Annotated in this window: 19 protein-coding genes and 1 pseudogene; 8 read left to right on the forward strand and 12 right to left on the reverse strand. The window is 67.2% G+C overall.

The window, feature by feature from the left end:
* Nucleotides 1–30 precede the first annotated feature (30 nt).
* The gene (locus tag NKH51_RS12175; RefSeq protein ID WP_254761951.1) at nt 31–1,356 is read right to left on the reverse strand and encodes a DUF92 domain-containing protein; all 1,326 of its coding nucleotides are present in this window, start codon (nt 1,354–1,356) and stop codon (nt 31–33) included.
* Between the two features lie 159 nt (nt 1,357–1,515).
* Here NKH51_RS12175 and NKH51_RS12180 point away from each other — a divergent pair, with 159 nt between their 5' ends.
* Complete coding sequence (locus NKH51_RS12180) at nt 1,516–2,121, forward strand: undecaprenyl diphosphate synthase family protein (protein WP_254761952.1); 606 nt, start codon at nt 1,516–1,518, stop codon at nt 2,119–2,121.
* Nucleotides 2,122–2,137: 16 nt separating this feature from the next.
* Here the strand turns inward: NKH51_RS12180 and NKH51_RS12185 are convergent, their stop codons facing one another.
* On the reverse strand, nt 2,138–2,506 hold the full coding sequence (locus NKH51_RS12185; RefSeq protein ID WP_254761953.1) for a DUF7344 domain-containing protein: 369 nt from the start codon (nt 2,504–2,506) through the stop codon (nt 2,138–2,140).
* A 78-nt stretch (nt 2,507–2,584) separates the two neighbouring features.
* Nucleotides 2,585–3,517, reverse strand: coding sequence for a polyprenyl diphosphate synthase (gene uppS / locus NKH51_RS12190; RefSeq protein WP_254761954.1), 933 nt, complete (start codon nt 3,515–3,517; stop codon nt 2,585–2,587).
* 176 nt (nt 3,518–3,693) lie between these two features.
* On the opposite strand from uppS, the gene NKH51_RS12195 reads away from it, so the two are divergent.
* From NKH51_RS12195 to hemA, 4 genes are read left to right on the forward strand one after another with little or no spacing between them, the layout of a single operon-like run.
* The gene (locus NKH51_RS12195; RefSeq protein WP_254761955.1) at nt 3,694–4,095 is read left to right on the forward strand and encodes a DUF5778 family protein; all 402 of its coding nucleotides are present in this window, start codon (nt 3,694–3,696) and stop codon (nt 4,093–4,095) included.
* 59 nt (nt 4,096–4,154) lie between these two features.
* The gene (ahbB, locus tag NKH51_RS12200; RefSeq protein ID WP_254761956.1) at nt 4,155–5,237 is read left to right on the forward strand and encodes a siroheme decarboxylase subunit beta; all 1,083 of its coding nucleotides are present in this window, start codon (nt 4,155–4,157) and stop codon (nt 5,235–5,237) included.
* A 29-nt stretch (nt 5,238–5,266) separates the two neighbouring features.
* A complete protein-coding gene (locus NKH51_RS12205; protein WP_254761957.1) occupies nt 5,267–5,923 on the forward strand; it encodes a precorrin-2 dehydrogenase/sirohydrochlorin ferrochelatase family protein in 657 nt (218 codons plus the stop codon).
* A complete protein-coding gene (hemA, locus tag NKH51_RS12210) occupies nt 5,923–7,254 on the forward strand; it encodes a glutamyl-tRNA reductase (protein ID WP_254765151.1) in 1,332 nt (443 codons plus the stop codon). Before NKH51_RS12205 ends, hemA begins: the two co-directional genes overlap by 1 nt.
* 134 nt (nt 7,255–7,388) lie before the next feature.
* On the opposite strand, the gene NKH51_RS12215 is transcribed toward hemA, so the two are convergent.
* Complete coding sequence (locus NKH51_RS12215) at nt 7,389–7,721, reverse strand: hypothetical protein (RefSeq protein WP_254761958.1); 333 nt, start codon at nt 7,719–7,721, stop codon at nt 7,389–7,391.
* Between the two features lie 147 nt (nt 7,722–7,868).
* Here NKH51_RS12215 and NKH51_RS12220 point away from each other — a divergent pair.
* Nucleotides 7,869–8,125: pseudogene (locus NKH51_RS12220) on the forward strand (glutathione S-transferase N-terminal domain-containing protein); the annotation flags it as partial.
* A gap of 20 nt (nt 8,126–8,145) precedes the next feature.
* On the opposite strand, the gene NKH51_RS12225 reads toward NKH51_RS12220, so the two are convergent.
* From NKH51_RS12225 to NKH51_RS12250, 6 genes are all read right to left on the reverse strand, one after another.
* The gene (locus NKH51_RS12225) at nt 8,146–8,343 is read right to left on the reverse strand and encodes a hypothetical protein (protein ID WP_254761959.1); all 198 of its coding nucleotides are present in this window, start codon (nt 8,341–8,343) and stop codon (nt 8,146–8,148) included.
* Nucleotides 8,340–8,648, reverse strand: coding sequence for a DdfA family disk-determining factor (ddfA, locus tag NKH51_RS12230; protein ID WP_254761960.1), 309 nt, complete (start codon nt 8,646–8,648; stop codon nt 8,340–8,342). Before ddfA ends, NKH51_RS12225 begins: the two co-directional genes overlap by 4 nt.
* A 482-nt stretch (nt 8,649–9,130) precedes the next feature.
* Entirely contained in the window at nt 9,131–9,766 is a 636-nt protein-coding gene (locus NKH51_RS12235; RefSeq protein WP_254761961.1) for an HAD family hydrolase, read from the reverse strand.
* A gap of 104 nt (nt 9,767–9,870) precedes the next feature.
* Nucleotides 9,871–10,842, reverse strand: coding sequence for an ABC transporter substrate-binding protein (locus NKH51_RS12240; protein ID WP_254761962.1), 972 nt, complete (start codon nt 10,840–10,842; stop codon nt 9,871–9,873).
* Nucleotides 10,839–11,849, reverse strand: a complete 1,011-nt coding sequence (locus tag NKH51_RS12245; RefSeq protein ID WP_254761963.1) for an ABC transporter substrate-binding protein — start codon at nt 11,847–11,849, stop codon at nt 10,839–10,841. Before NKH51_RS12245 ends, NKH51_RS12240 begins: the two co-directional genes overlap by 4 nt.
* Nucleotides 11,850–11,878: 29 nt before the next feature.
* Complete coding sequence (locus NKH51_RS12250) at nt 11,879–12,772, reverse strand: ABC transporter substrate-binding protein (RefSeq protein ID WP_254761964.1); 894 nt, start codon at nt 12,770–12,772, stop codon at nt 11,879–11,881.
* A gap of 83 nt (nt 12,773–12,855) precedes the next feature.
* Between NKH51_RS12250 and NKH51_RS12255 the strand changes: the two genes are divergently transcribed.
* Nucleotides 12,856–13,224 carry a cupin domain-containing protein gene (locus tag NKH51_RS12255; protein ID WP_254761966.1) on the forward strand — a complete coding sequence of 123 codons (369 nt, stop codon included), beginning with the start codon at nt 12,856–12,858 and terminating at the stop codon, nt 13,222–13,224.
* A gap of 103 nt (nt 13,225–13,327) precedes the next feature.
* A complete protein-coding gene (locus tag NKH51_RS12260; protein WP_254761967.1) occupies nt 13,328–13,756 on the forward strand; it encodes a VOC family protein in 429 nt (142 codons plus the stop codon).
* 31 nt (nt 13,757–13,787) lie between these two features.
* Here the strand turns inward: NKH51_RS12260 and NKH51_RS12265 are convergent, their stop codons facing one another.
* Together NKH51_RS12265 and NKH51_RS12270 are read right to left on the reverse strand one after the other, a co-directional pair.
* Nucleotides 13,788–14,342 (reverse strand): HTH domain-containing protein, encoded by a 555-nt coding sequence (locus tag NKH51_RS12265; protein ID WP_254761968.1) that lies wholly within the window; start codon nt 14,340–14,342, stop codon nt 13,788–13,790.
* The gene (locus NKH51_RS12270) at nt 14,329–14,544 is read right to left on the reverse strand and encodes a MarR family transcriptional regulator (RefSeq protein WP_254761969.1); all 216 of its coding nucleotides are present in this window, start codon (nt 14,542–14,544) and stop codon (nt 14,329–14,331) included. The genes NKH51_RS12265 and NKH51_RS12270 overlap by 14 nt, the downstream gene beginning before the upstream one ends.
* Nucleotides 14,545–14,633 lie beyond the last annotated feature (89 nt).

The following is a 14,633-nucleotide window of genomic DNA, read 5'->3' on the forward strand; positions in this document are numbered from 1 at the left end:
CGGTACGATCGGGACCGCGTCGCGCTGCCGTTAGCCGAACATGGCAAACGAGAGAACGAGCAACGCGCTAGCGATCGCCCCGGACAGCGTCGCGAGGAAGTTCACGCCCTGATTGCCGAGCACGGTGCCCTCGAGGGTCGCCCCGAGGAGGCTGTCGACGGTCATCCCGACGACTCCGGCGGCGACGATGATCGCCGCGCCGCCGGTCCTGACCTCGGGAAAGAGCCCGTAAGCGATGGCGGCGACGATCGTCGCGCCGGCGATGCCGGCGAGTTCGCCCTGCCAGGTGACGCCGCCGTCGGTGCCGGGATCGACCGGCTCGAGGGTGGTGATCAGTCGTGGCGTCTCGAAAACGCTGCCGATCTCGCTCGAGAGGGTGTCGCTCATCGCGGTAGCGATCGAGCCCGCGAAGGCAAAGAGGAACAGCTCGGGGTCCCGCGGGAGGAAGCCGGCGTCGCTGGCCGCATAGCCCAGCACCGCGACGAGCGCGACGGCGGCGTTGCCGAGGACGTTGCCGCTGCCACGAGCGCCGTTGTTGTCCTCGGCGACGCCGAGTTCCGCCTTGCGATCGTAGCGGAACTTCGTCGAGAGTCCGCCGATGGCGAAAAAGGAGATGAGGACGGCGAACCAGCCGTAGCCGCCGAGCACGATCGTCAACAGCGCGAGCAAGACGCCGGTCAGCATCCCGGCGACCGAGGCCGTCTCGAGGGCGTAGGAGGCGAAGCCGAGCGCGACGGTAATCGCGAGCGCGATGGCGACCTCGGTCGTCCCGATGGTCGGCTCGAGTTCCGCGAGCAACCAGAGCAAGAGCCCGACCGAAAGGACGACGATCGGGTCGTCGGAGCGCAAGAGGACATCGCGCAGCAATGCGGCGAGGAACGCGCCGCTGGCGGCCAGGAAGACGACGATCGGGAGCGCCGACCCGACGGCGTCGCCGACCAGCGAGTGCGTAACGAGTTGGCCGACGATGGCGGCCGCGGTCGCGCTGAGAGCGAATCCGACCACGCAGACGACGGTCCGATCGGTCCGCAGTTTGACGAGCTGCTCGCCGAGATTACCGAAGCCGACGAGCAGGATCGTGCCGACGAAAACGGCGACGGGCATCGACGCCGCGGTCGCCATGAGACCGAGCGCGACGCCGGAGAGCACGAAGGTGATGAGGCCGTAGAGCCTCGAATCCTCGTAATCGCCCGGATAGGCGAGCAGGTCGAACAGCGGCCCGTCGGTGATGACGTACGCGCCGAGCAAGACGACGCCCGCGACGGCCGCACCCACCCGCGGACCGAAGAGCGGAACGGCGAGCGAGAGCGTACAGAGAGCCGCAAACACGCCGGCTCGCCGAACGGGTGTCGTCACGATATCGGTCCCTTTCTGTGGCGGTTACTTCAAGGTTCGTGAACGCGGCTCGAGTCGGCGTTCACCGGCCTCAGCGGCCCGGTCAGGGAAGGCCTCGGCGTCCCCATCGGGCCGTCGCGACCCGTAACCGGTATCATACCAGCGGTGAAAGTCAGCCACGTGGGACTGTACGAACGGTATCTCGCCCTGCGGATCCGGCGCCACGAGGCCGACCCGCCCGACCACGTCGCGCTCGTGATCACCGAACGCGACCTGTTAGAGCGAGGCGCCTACGAGACGCTCACCGATTTTTTCGAGTGGGCCGTCGAGTACGCCTCACAGGTGACCGTCTACGTGAGCGTCCTCGATGCGGCGGCGGTGCCGGCGCTCCGGCGCGAACTCGAGACGATCGAGGCACCACGCGAGGTCGCCGTTCGCGGGCCGGAGGACAAGACGCGCGCCGACGCGCCGATCCAGATCGGCATCGGTCTCGGCGGGAAACACGAGTTCACCAGCGCGGTCCAGACGCTCGCCGAACGCGTCGACGCGGGCGAGCTCGCGCCCGAGGAGATCGACGACGAACACGTCGAGGGCCATCTGGTCTTCCCGTCAGAGCCGGACCTGGTCATCAAGACCGGTGCGGAGCGCCTCTCGGATTTCATGATCTGGCAGTCGGTCTATTCGGAACTGTACTTCACCGATATCAACTGGCGAGATTTCCGCAAGCGGGACTTCCTGCGGGCGGTTCGGGAGTACTGCAACCGGTCGCGACGGTTCGGCCGATAGGTTCCCAGCGCGTCGGCTACTCGTTCGCGTCCGCTCGTGCGACGGGGTCGAGCGCCGGGATCGAATCGTCGCCGTCGACGACCGGCCGCTCGAGCCGAACGACCCCGGCGTCGCGGTCGTACTCGAGTACGTCGTGAGCCTCGAGTTTCGGCAAGACGGTGTGGACGACCGAGACGCGGACGGCGTGCTGGTCGGCGTCGTCCCGGTGGCCCACGATCCGGATCAACCTGTCGAGCGAGAGCGGCGGTTCACACGTCGAGAGGACGTGGAGCGAGAGGCGCGTCCGCGGGTTCGCGAGGAGCGCGTACGCCTCGTCGAGCGGGACATCCGTGAGTCGAACGAACCGCTCGACGTCGACGACGGGCGCGGTATCGGGGGGTGACATCGCAGTTACTGTTGTTCGAATGATGGGTAAAGGTCTTGCGGTGAAACGAATCGGTCAGCGAGCGAGCCGTGGCGCGAGTCAGTCCGCGATTCGGCCGCTCGAGTCGCCGGCCTCGAGTTCGCTGGCGTCGGGTTGCTCGCCCGAGGGCAGCGAGTCGCGAAAGCGGTCGACGATCGAGCGGGCCTCGGCGAGTTCCGGCTCGCTGACGGCGCCCAGCAGGGCCAGCGCGCGTCGAGCGCGGGTCCGTCGCCAGGACGCCTCACGGTGTTCGTAGGTCCGGATTCCGCGGAGGAAGTCGGTCTTCGAGAACTCCGGCCAGTAGGGCGTACAGAAGAAGACGGCGGCCTCGTTGCCGTTCGCGTGCCACGGGAGGAAGTTCGACGTCCGCTCTTCGCCGGCGGGTCGAATGATGAGGTCGACGTCTCTGACCGGCCGGTCGTACAGTCGGTCCTCGATGTCTCCGACGTCGATCTCCGACGGCTCGAGTTCGCCGCTCTCGGCATCCTCAGCGACCCCGCGGGCGGCCTCGAGCAGCCGCGAGCGCCCGCCGTACGCGAGCGCGATGTTGAGCACGAACCGGTCGTACTTGCGCGTGCGCTGTTCGGCGTACTCGATGGCGTCTCGGACCCGCTCGGGGAGCAAGTCCGTCTCGCCGATGGCGCGAATGCTGACCTCGTTCTCGTGGACGCGGTCGGCGTCCGCGAACTCGTAGAGTTTCTCGCAGAGCAGATCGAACAGCGCCTCGTTTTGCTCGTCGGGGCGCTCGAAGTTCTCCGTCGAGAACGTGTACAGCGTCAGTTCCTCGACGCCGATGTCCTGACACCACTCGAGCACGCGCTCGGTCGTCTCGGCACCGGCACGGTGGCCCTCGTGGGCGTCGTCACCCCGGCCGCGGGCGTAGCGCCGGTTCCCGTCTTGGATCACGGCGATGTGAGTCGGTGCACCGGATATCTCTCGGGAGAGCAGCCGCTCGTAGGCCGCGTCGACGCGCTGACGGAGCCACCGCTTCATTACCCGAGGAAAAGTCACCGACGACTATGTGTCTTGTGTGTGACTACTTGTCAGTGGAGTAACCCGTGTCACGGGACGTTCGATCGTCGAAGCCGAACGAAACCCCGCCATACGACCCGTTCTCCGGTCCGTCGGAATCGTGACGGCTATCAGTTCGGGCCGTGAACGCCCGCTCAATGGCAGACGCGATCGACGACGACCTCTATCAGCGGACCAAGGCACTGCTCGAGCCGGGCGAGATCGAACTCAATGGGGCGATCGTCCACACCGACTACGACGGGCAAGAAGACGTCAAGATGATGCAGGCCACGATCGACGTGGGCGATATCATCGCCGAGCACTCGGGCCACGACCCGAAGGACTGCTACGTCTACTCGGGCAACGACGACACCGACTTCTCCTCGAACCAGCACCAGGGCCTGACCCTCGAGGACGAGGAGTTCGTCTGGGAGTGTCAGCAACTCCTCCGGGAGGGAAGCTTCGACATCGTCATCTACTACCGGGCGACGGCCGACCACGAGGCGATCCTCGAGGACGTCCGCGATCTCGGCTACGACGTGACCGGCGTCGAAGGCTGAGTCGGCCGCCCGAGAACCGTCCCGGTTCGCTTATACGATCGCAGTCCCGACGGACAGCTATGACCACGGATGTCGACCTCACGGAACGCGAGCGGGCGGTCGTCAACGCTTTTCAGGGCGGCTTTCCCGTCGCGCAACGGCCGTTCGAGCCCGCTGCCGCGGCCATGCGAGACCGCGGGGTCGACATCGACGCAGCGGCGTTGCTCGAGACGATCCGAGACCTCGACGAACGGGGCGTCCTCTCGCGGTTCGGGCCGCTCGTCAACGCCCAGGAGATCGGGGGCACGGCGACGCTGGTCGCCATGCATGCCCCCGAAGAACGGTTCGACGAGGTCGTCGAGGCAGTCAACGGCCACCGCGAGGTGGCCCACAACTACGAGCGCGAACACCCGCACCTGAACGTCTGGTTCGTCGTAAGTGTGGCCGACGAGGCCCGCGTCGAGGAGGTGTTGGCCGAAATCGAAGCGGAGACGGGGCAGGAGACGTACAACCTCCCGAAACGGCGGGAGTTCCGCGTCGAGGCCAAGTTCTACGTCGACGGCCCGCTCGACGGCGACGGCGACGTTTCGGCGGCGGGAATCGATCTCACCCACCTCGGCCCCGACGTGACGCCGACCGACGAGTCGACCCTCTCGCCGGCCGAACGCGACCTGATCCTCGAGATTCAGGGCGGCGTTCCGCTCACCGAGACACCCTACGCGGACGTGGCCGCCGCGATCGGACGGGACGTAGAATGGGTGCTCGAGACCGTCAAACGGTTCGAACGGGAAGGCAAGATCCGGCGGATCGGCGTCGTGCCGAACCACTACGCGCTGGGGTACACGGAAAACGGGATGACGGTCTGGAACGTTCCCGACGAGGTCGTCCCCGAGGTCGGCCCCGAGGTCGCCGCGCTGCCCTTCGTCACCCACTGCTATCAGCGTCCGCGTCACGAGGGGGTCTGGCCGTACAACTTCTTCGCGATGACCCACGGGCGCAGCGAGGCGGAGAGTCAACAGCGGATCGAACAGGTTCGGGAACGGATGGAGGAGTACTGGGACGTAACACCCGATGACTGGGACAGCTTGCACTCGACACAAATATTGAAGAAAACCGGCATACGGATGGCAGAGCGTGCCGATGCCAATACCAGAGAGCGATAGCGCCGGACGAACGGACGCTATCTTCCCCTATGATTCCACTCTTGCACGATTTCACGAACGAGACGGTGCTCGTCTTCGGCGGCGGCCCCGTCGGTGCCCGAAAGGCCCGACGGTTCGCCCGTGAGGCACAGGTACTCGTCGTCAGTCCCGCGTTCGCCGATCGGGATTTCGGCGGTGCCGAATTGATTCGGGCCGTGCCCGCCCCCGACGATATCGCGGGCTGGCTCGAGCGCGCCACACCCGCACTGGTCGTCGCCGCGACCGACGACGCGGCGGTAAACGAGGCCGTGGCCGAGGTGGCCCGCGAGCGGGGAGTGCTCGTCAACCAGGCGGACCAGTCGGGCGAGCGCGAGCGCGGCAGCGTCGTCGTGCCCGCAACCGTCCGCGAGGAGCCCGTCGTCGTCTCGATCGCGACCGGCGGTAAGGCACCCGCGCTGAGCAAGTACCTGCGACAAGAACTCGAGGAGCACCTCGAGGGGGCCGGCGAGATGGCCCGAGTCTGTGCCGGATTGCGCGAGGAATTGAAAGCGCGCGAGGTGCCGGCCGACCGCCGCCGACAGGTCGTCACCGACATCGTCAATTCTCCGGATCTTTGGACAGCTTTACGTACGGGTACTTCCAACTGTCGGCAAGTGATTGAGGACGTGCTGGGCGAACAACCGTCTACAGGGGGTGATCGGCCGTGATTTCGACCGGCGTCGTCACGGCTGCGCGAGTGACCCACGACAGCGGGTGCGTCGACCAACTCGCCGCCGCTAGCCCCGAGAGTCAGGGCGCCGCCGTGACGGAGCTTCTGACCGTGCCCGACATCGAGGAGGCGTACGTCCTCTCGACGTGCAACCGAGTCGAAGCCTACGTCGTCGGCCCGGGCCACGCCGTCGGCCGGGCCGCGCTCGAGGAATTCTTCGCCGGGGTCGACGACGAGGCCGTCGTCACGACCGACCACGACGAGAGTCTGCGCCACCTGTTGCGAGTCGCCGCCGGCCTCGAGTCGGTGATCCTCGGCGAAGACCAGATCATCGGACAGGTCAGGACCGCCTACGAGGATGCCCGCGACGCCGGCGGCATCGGCTCGATGCTCGAGGCCGCGGTGACGAAGGCGATCCACGTCGGCGAACGCGCCCGCACCGAGACGACGATCAACGAGGGCGTCGTCTCGCTGGGCTCGGCCGCGACGCGCCGCGCCGCTCAGGAGATCGACCTCGAGGGAGCGACCGCGCTGGTCGTGGGCGCCGGTGAGATGGGCCAACTCGCCGCCCGCAGCCTCGCGGCCGCCGGCGTCGACGAACTCGTCGTCGCCAACCGAACCGTCGCCCACGCCGACCACCTCGTCGACGACGTCGACGGCGAGGCCGACGCTCGAGCCGCGCCGCTCGAGGCCCTCGAGACCGTCGCGACCCGCGCCGACGTGGTCATCGCGGCGACCGACAGCGAGGAGCCGGTCATCGAACCGCGCCATCTCGAGTGTGGCGACGGAGCCGATCAGGTGATCGTCGACCTCGGCCAGCCCCGCGACGTCGCACCGTCGACCGGCGCGTTGCCCGCAGTCCGGGTCTTCGATCTGGACGACCTCGAGTCGATCACCGCCGAGACGCGCGAACAGCGCGCCGATGCCGCCCGCGAGGTCGAGACGATGATCGACCGCGAGTTCGACCTGCTCGCGGAACAGTACAAGCGCGCTCGCGCCGACGAGGCCATCGCCGCGATGTACGAGTCCGCCGAGCGGATCAAAGAACGGGAGGTCGAGACGGCGCTGTCGCGACTCGACGGCGACGACGTCTCCGACGAACAACGCGAGGTCGTCGAAGCGATGGCCGACTCGCTGGTCAACCAGTTGCTCGCGCCGCCGACCAAGAGCCTGCGGGAGGCGGCGGCCGAGGACGACTGGAGCACCATCCACACCGCGCTCCAGTTGTTCGATCCAGAGTTCGGCGCGGACGACGGCCCGTTCGCGCCGCCGTCGATGGCCGCCGTCTCGAACGGCGAACGAGGGATCGGCGCGACCGACGACGACTGAGCGCCGGTGCTCGCGTCTGTTTTCGCGTACTCCGTGTGGTGCGTACGGGTAGCCACCGTTCACAGGACATAGAGCGCCGCCGCTGACGCGTATCGGGACTGGAAAACCCTACCCAGTATCGGTCGAAAGACGGGTTACCGACCCGGCGCGCCGTACTCGACGTGGACCGTCGGGACGCTCGCAGAGTCGGGCGCTTCGTTGCCGTTCCAGTCGACGAGTCGGACGTTGGCCATCTGGCCGGAAAAGCGGAAGCGCTGGACGCCCACGTCGATCGCTCCTTCGGCGACGCCGCCAGCGATCACGGTCCCCTCGGCCATCGGGTCATCGACGAGCATCTCGAGGTCGCCATCGACGGCGATCTCGAAGTTCGACGGGACGCCTCGGCCGACGATCGTGACGAGATTCGGTAGTTGACTGTCGTTCGCAGCTGCATCAGTATCGTTCTGTACCGGCGTATCGCGTGCCATGCTTCGATAAGCCGAGCATCCCGGCATAAGCTTTCCTGTCGAAATAATGGTAAGATGGCGTGAATACGGCGAAACGGTTACCAGTCGCAGCCACCGGTGGCTGCCCGGCCAACGGTTACACGAAACGGCGTGGCCGGGGGGATCCGACTGCTCGAGTTGTATCAGGCCGAGGGCTGTCCACACAGCGAGCAGGTTCGCGAGAAACTGACGGCGCTCGGCGTCTCGGACGTGATCCACAATCCGCGACGGCCCGGGAGCGACGGCGAGGGACGAAACGAGTTGACCAAGCGGGCGATGATCGACATCGGTGGCGAGGACGCGATCCCGTTCCTCGTCGATACTGACCGGAGGACTCGCGCTACGAGAGCGACGAGAGCGTCGACTATCTAGACCGTCACTACGGCTGCTCCGGCGGAGTTCCCGGTCAGTCGCTCGAGGGGACGAGGTCGCGAACGAAGAGTTCGCCAGGGATGTCGGGCGTCGTCGGACGCACCGCCGACTCGCGCGAGTCGATCGTATGTCCCGTCTCGACGTGGTGTTCGATCGCCGCACGGGAGCGGGCGCGCTGAGAGGGCAGGTCCGTCGAATCCGCGCTCCAGTCGCAGTCGAGGCAGTACTTCATCGTGCGTCCGTCTCCGGCCCCACTCCTGAATCCTTTTCGGTGTCGGGGTCGTCCCCGAGGCCGACGCTGCCGTCGCTGCCGACGCGGACCCGATAGTCGTGAAACCGAAACGTAACCGTGCCGGTCGCCCGGTCGCCGGTCATCGTCGGCTCGAACAGCGCGTCCAGTGCCGCCGGATCGATCGAGTCGTGTAGCGGTGGCGACACCTCGAACGGATCGATCCCCTCTCGAGCCGCGACGGCTTCCACGACGCGGATCGACACCGGCCCCCGCTTCGACGTCGCGTTCGATGTGCGGAAATCCATTAGCCGTACAAGACTACCTAAGCAGATAAATGAAGTGGTATTTTGCGTTTCGACTCGACGGCAGAAAATCTGTATTCTGGCCGAGCAACGTGAAACGAGATACCGCAGGGGTGGATCCCGAGGGCGGCAGCTGAGCAAAACGCTCACTCCACACGCGAGCCGTCGTCGTGATCCGAACCGACGTGATCGAACGGGCGGCTGTGCTCTGATCGAAGTAACTCCGACGTGTCAACCTCGAGTCAGATGGAATCCAGTTTCTCGGCAGCGGTTTCGATATCGTCGGCATCCATACCGACGACTTCGACATGGACACTCTGTGACCCGGTCAGGAGTTCGTGCGCGCCGACGACGTTCGGAACCGAGATCACGCGCTCACAGAGGCGCGTTCACTCGGCGACGGGTGCGGTACAGACAAACAGGAAATGGTGCGGTGCGCCGGCGGCTTCGAAGTCGATCACCGGCGCCAGAGGTGAGCCAAGCGGTCAGTACAGTTCGTCGAACGACTCGACGCGATAGTCGCCGAGGACACACTGACCGCGGCGCTCGTGGCCGAGGCGTTCGACGTGGATCGCGTCGAGGCCGGCGTTCCACGCCGCCCCAACGTCGCAGGCACCGTCGCCCGCGAGCACGCCGCGATGACCGTTGTGGCCGACGCCGAGATCGGTCATGACGCGCTCGACGGGGTTCGGATCGGGTTTCCAACCCGTCTCCTCGGTACAGCACAGTTGCGCATCGAACCAGTCGCCGATTCCGAGGTGATCCAGCACCGGCTCGGCGAGGAACTCCTGGCAGTGGGTGACCAGCCCGACCGGTTCCTCGAGGTCGGCGACGAACGCGGCGTCGTCGTGGAGGTAGGTCTGTTCGGCGCGAACCAGCGGATCCTCTTCCTCGTGGAACGCCGTCCAGAACGCCCCGGGATCGACGCCCCACGCCTCGAGTTGGCGGTCCCGGGAGCCGGTCAGGCCGTGCCAGAGGATCTCAGCCTCTCGGTCGGTAAACCCGCGGCCGAGCCGGTCGCCGACCCGGTCGAACACCGACCGCGTGTAGGACCACTCGACGTCGACGAGCGTGCCGTCGAGGTCGAGCAGCCAGAAGTCGTAGTCGGGCTCGGAGGCCATCGGGGACAGGAATACGTGGTTCTCGAGTAAATGCCTATCGGCTGGGCGACAGCCGGCCGTCGGCCGACGAGCGACCCGTCGACGGGACTGCCGGCCGAGCGCGATCAATCGGCTGTCGGCCGCACCCGCTCCGCGTACTCGGCGACGATCGGCTCGTCGGCGGGGCGGAACTCCCCGGTCCAGACCGTGTCCGGGTCGATCTCACCCTCGAGCAGCGCCGTCTCCGAGAGCGTCTCGCCGAGGCGACGCCAGCGGGCCGGGTCCTGTGCCCCCCAGCCGTGCTCCCGGACGTACGGGGTGAACTGGAGCCGGTGGGCGGCGGTCTCGAATTTGAGCCGCTCGATCTCCCGGTTGCGCTCGAGCGTGGCGTTCCGGCCGACGAGCACGTCGACGGCGCGGTCGGGGTCGCGGGTCGCGACGGCCCAGCCGCGGGCGGTCGCCCGGAGGAACGAGCGGACCGTCTCCGGCTGTTCGTCCGCGAACGCGGGGCTCGTGACGAGCGTCATGCCGTAGATCTCGAGGGAGTCGCCGATCGGGAGTTCGTCGGGGGTACGGTCGTGCTCGCGGCCGATCTCGATCCCGTTGGTGACGACGCCGACCGCAGCGTCGACCGTGCCGTCTATCACTTTGTGCTGGACGCGGTGGTGGGTGTGGGGGTCGACCTGGAGCAGGTCGACTTCGTCGCGGATCCCGGCGTTCTCGAGTAGTTGGGCCGTCAGAATGCGCGTCTTCGTCGCGGAAGGCGCGACGGTCCGGCCCGCCAGCTGTTCGGGTTCGGACAGTTTTCCGCCGAAGACGTCCCGCAGCGTGTAGACGGCGGCCGGCGTCTTCTGGGTGACCGCCGCGACCGCCAGTGGGTCGAACCCCTCGCTCTGTTTCGCGAGGACGGCGCTCGCGCCGGCCAGCGCGATATCCGCGTCGCCGGTGGCGGCACGTTCGGCCGCGTAGGGCGAGCCGTGGCCCTCGACGAACTGGACCTCGAGGCCCTCGTCCTCGTAGAACCCTTCCTCGCGCGCGAGGAAGTACGGCGACTGGAAGCCGTTTGGTTCCCAGTTGAGTTGGAACGTGAGCGTCACGCTTCCACCTCGAGATCCGTCCGGAACAACCCCTCGGGCAGTTCGTCGACGCCCAGCGCGTCCGCACCGGCGACGGCCTTGAGTCGGTCGAACAGCCGCTCCATCCCCGCGACGGTCGAGGCGTCCCAGTCGGGGACGACCATCGCGCGCCACCGATCGCGGACGGCCCGGATGACGGCGGGATCGTCTTCGTACATGAGCTGCGCGCCGATCTCCTTCCAGAGGTCGTCGTCGCGCTGTAAGCGCTCGACGGCGTCCCGGTAGGCACCCTGAAACCCGCGAACAGCGTCGGGGTGATCGGCCAGGTACGCCTCGCTCGTCAGGAACGTCGAGACGGGGATCGGTCGGTCGCCGTCGGTATCGGCCAGGCGACCGACCAGCCGCGACATCGGGAGCACCTCCCGGTAGGGGCCGGTCTCGACGATCTCCGGAATGATCTGCCAGAACTGGAGGACAGCGTCGACCTCGCCGTCGCGGAGCAGTCGAGTGAGTTCGACCTTCGAGCCGGCCTCGACCGGCGTCGCCGTCTCGTCGGGATCGAAGCCGTGGAACTCCCGACAGGCCGCCCGGACGAGGATCCAGTTCTTGTCGAGTCGCCTGACGACGCCGATGCGGCGCCCGGAGAGGTCCGCGAGACCCTCGATCGGCGACTCGTCCGGCGCGACGAGGCCGCCGACCGTCTGCCCGTAGGGGTGGAAGGCGACGATCGGCGCGCCGTCGGCGCGCTCGCGGGCCGTCGAGACGTAGTCGATGTCGATCAGGTCGGCGTCGCCCTCCTGAAGTTTCGCCTCGACGGTCTCGAGGCCGGACTCGAGTTCGTCGGAGACCAGTCGCAAGTCGAGGTGGAAGCCGTGGTCGTGGTCGTAACCGAAGCGCGTGATCGTATAGAGCAGGTACCGGGGGCTGCCGTTGTGCTCGAACCGCGCGCGCAACACCGGTCGGTCGCCGGGGTCGCCCTGGCACTCGTCGATGGCGGCCTGTTGGGAATCGATGTCGATGTCGGTCATTGTGATGGGTGTCGCTGGTTGGGAATCGGTCAGAGTGGCGCGACGATATCGTCGATCGTCGCGTCCCCGTCGAGCAGGTCGCGGGCCTGCATCCACGCGAGGTGGTCGTCGAGTTCGTCGCGGTCGACGGGGTCGGGCACCTCGTAGCGCGGCACGGTGAGATCCTCGCGGACGGCAGCCACGTCGACCTCGTCGAACAGGGCCGGCGCGATCGATTCCTCCGCTTCGAGCATCTCGAGGTAGGTGTCCCGGAACGCGTCCGGCTCGGCGTTGATGTCGGCGACCGCGCGTTCGTAAGCGCACAGGAACGCCTCGAGCAGGTCGCGGTCGACCGCGTCGCTCCCGACGATCCCCATGTGGTTGTCGTACTCGAGGAGTCGCCGGAAGCCGAGGTGATCGGCCAGCGTGCTGTGGGGGTCGATGAGCGTCACGGCGTCGACCCGGCCCTCGGAGAGCGCCCGGAGCCGATCGGTCGGCATCCCGCAGCCGACGAGGTCGACCGCGTCGGGGGGAACGTGCTCCTCAATGGCCTTTCTGGCAGTGTACTCCTGACCGGTCCGCAGGTTGACGCCGACCGGCACGTCGGCGAGGTCGGCCGGCGTCTCGAGGTCGGAATCGGGCCGAGTGAAGACGGTATAGGGGAGTTCGGCGAAGGTACCGTTCGCGACGATGCGCCCGTCGTCCATCTCCCACGTCCGGCGGATGCTCTCCCACTTGCAGATGGGATAGAGGTCCACGTCGTAGTCCTCGGTCAGCGTCTCCTCGGCGGGGATATACTTTACCTCCACATCGCGTCGGTCGCGCTCGATTAGATCGACCGCGAGCCCCTCTTCGCGGAAGTACCCCCGTTCGCTCGCCACCGTCTGGGGTAGCATGAACGAGAAGGGGAGGTGGAACAGCCGAACCGATTGGTGTGCTAACATGGGACAATCGACACCGAAGAGGGGCTTAAAACGTTTCCATGATACGTTTATCAGTGGCGACGTGGGGAGTGTTGACTGTTCCCATGCAGCAGCTATCGACGACCCGCGCGGCGTTCGACGAGGTCGCGGACGGAGTGTACCTCGCGGACCTGCCGACGGGGCAACGAGCGGGAATGGTCTACTGGCGGATCGAATCGGGGGCGACGCTACCGGTCCACAAACACGCGAACGAGCAGATCGGGTTCGTCCTCGAGGGCGAACTCACCGCGCTCGTCGAGGGCGAGGAGTACCCCCTCGAGGCCGGCGATTCGTACCTGTTCCGGCGCAACGAGCGCCACGGCGCGGAGAACCGGACCGACGAGGACGCCGTCGGCATCGGGGTCCTCGCGCCACCGCGCGAGGAGCCCGACTGGCGACAGACGCCGTCGCGCTCGCGGGCCGACCGGGCCTGACGTGCTCGCGAGGTCGCCGTCTTCGGCCGCCTCGAGCCACTGCCGCGGAGTCGGCGGCCACGCCTCGGACAGCCTCTTGAGGGTTCCCGTGGTAGCCTCGCGTATGGACGCCGTCGATCACATCAACGTCGACGTCGACGCGCTCGAGCCCTGCTACGAGTTCTATCGCGACACGCTCGAACTCGAACTGGTCAGACCCCCCGAAGACTTTCAGGGCGAACACGCGATGTTCCGGGCCGGCGAGACGGTCGTCACGCTCGCCCAGACTGGTCGCGCCGAGAACTGGGACGAGCGTGGGCTCGCCCACCCGCTCGACAAGGCACACCTGGCGTTTGCCACCGACCGCGAGCGCTACGAGTCGCTGATAGACGAGGTAGACGGGCAGTTCCCGAAGCAGGGACCGTACGACTGGGACGAGTTCGAGGGGTTCTACTTCCTCGATCCGGACGGAAACCTGCTCGAGGTGATCACGTACGACGCGCCCGACGGCGAGCGGTCGCGGCCGCTGCTCACACACGACGACGTCGAGTAACGGACGCGGCCGGAGTCAGCGCGTCACGTCGTTACTGTCGCCCGCGCAGGAACGTCGTCGGCTCGTCGGACGACGTCTCGAGGGGGGGCTCGACGGCCTGCGTTTCGGCCGCGGTCAGCCACTGCTCGACGGTGTACGTTCGGCCCTCGTCCGGCTGCGGGTGATCCGTATACGGGACGACGCCGCGGAGCCGGTCGTCGGCTCCATAGAGCGCCAACGCCAGCAGCGGGACCCGGACCCGCTCGCGCGCCTCGTCGTCGAGACCGAGCGGCGACGTAGGTACCTCCTGTCGGCGGAAGGCCGGCTCGAGCGAGTACCCCCGTCGGTCGGCCCAGCGTTCGAACTCGACGACGAGGTCGTTACGGGTCCGCGAGGGCTCGTCCGCGAAGGCGTGTCGCGACGGCCACTGATCGACCCGAACGTCGGCGACGGTGTCGCGGTCGGCGAGCGTCCGAAGGCGGTCGACGAGCGTCCCGACGTGCCGAGAGACCGCCCCGGGGATGCCGGAGCGTACGTAACACTCGATCCGGACGTCGCCCCAGAGCGCCGTCTCGACGGCCGGCACGGCAGTCTCATCGGCAGACATAGCCGCCCTCCGTGCGTCGAACGAGGTCCTTGGCGGTGAGCGACTCGAGGACGGCAAAGAGCGTGAGCTTGGACAGCCCGAGCGTCCGCTGAAGGTCGGTCGCTCGCGCTTGGCCGCCGACGCGGAGGGAGAGATAGACGAGTTTCGCCTGCGGCGAGGCGATTTCGTCCGGGACCGGCTGGTGTTGGTTACTCGTATTCATTGCTACTCCGGGCCACGACCGTGTACATAAATTCCCGGAGGTCCATGTGCACAAGTGACATGGTGTGCGCGATCCCACCGGCCGCCGCT

It is taken from the genome of Natrinema marinum (assembly GCF_024296685.1).
GTDB lineage: Archaea > Halobacteriota > Halobacteria > Halobacteriales > Natrialbaceae > Natrinema > Natrinema marinum.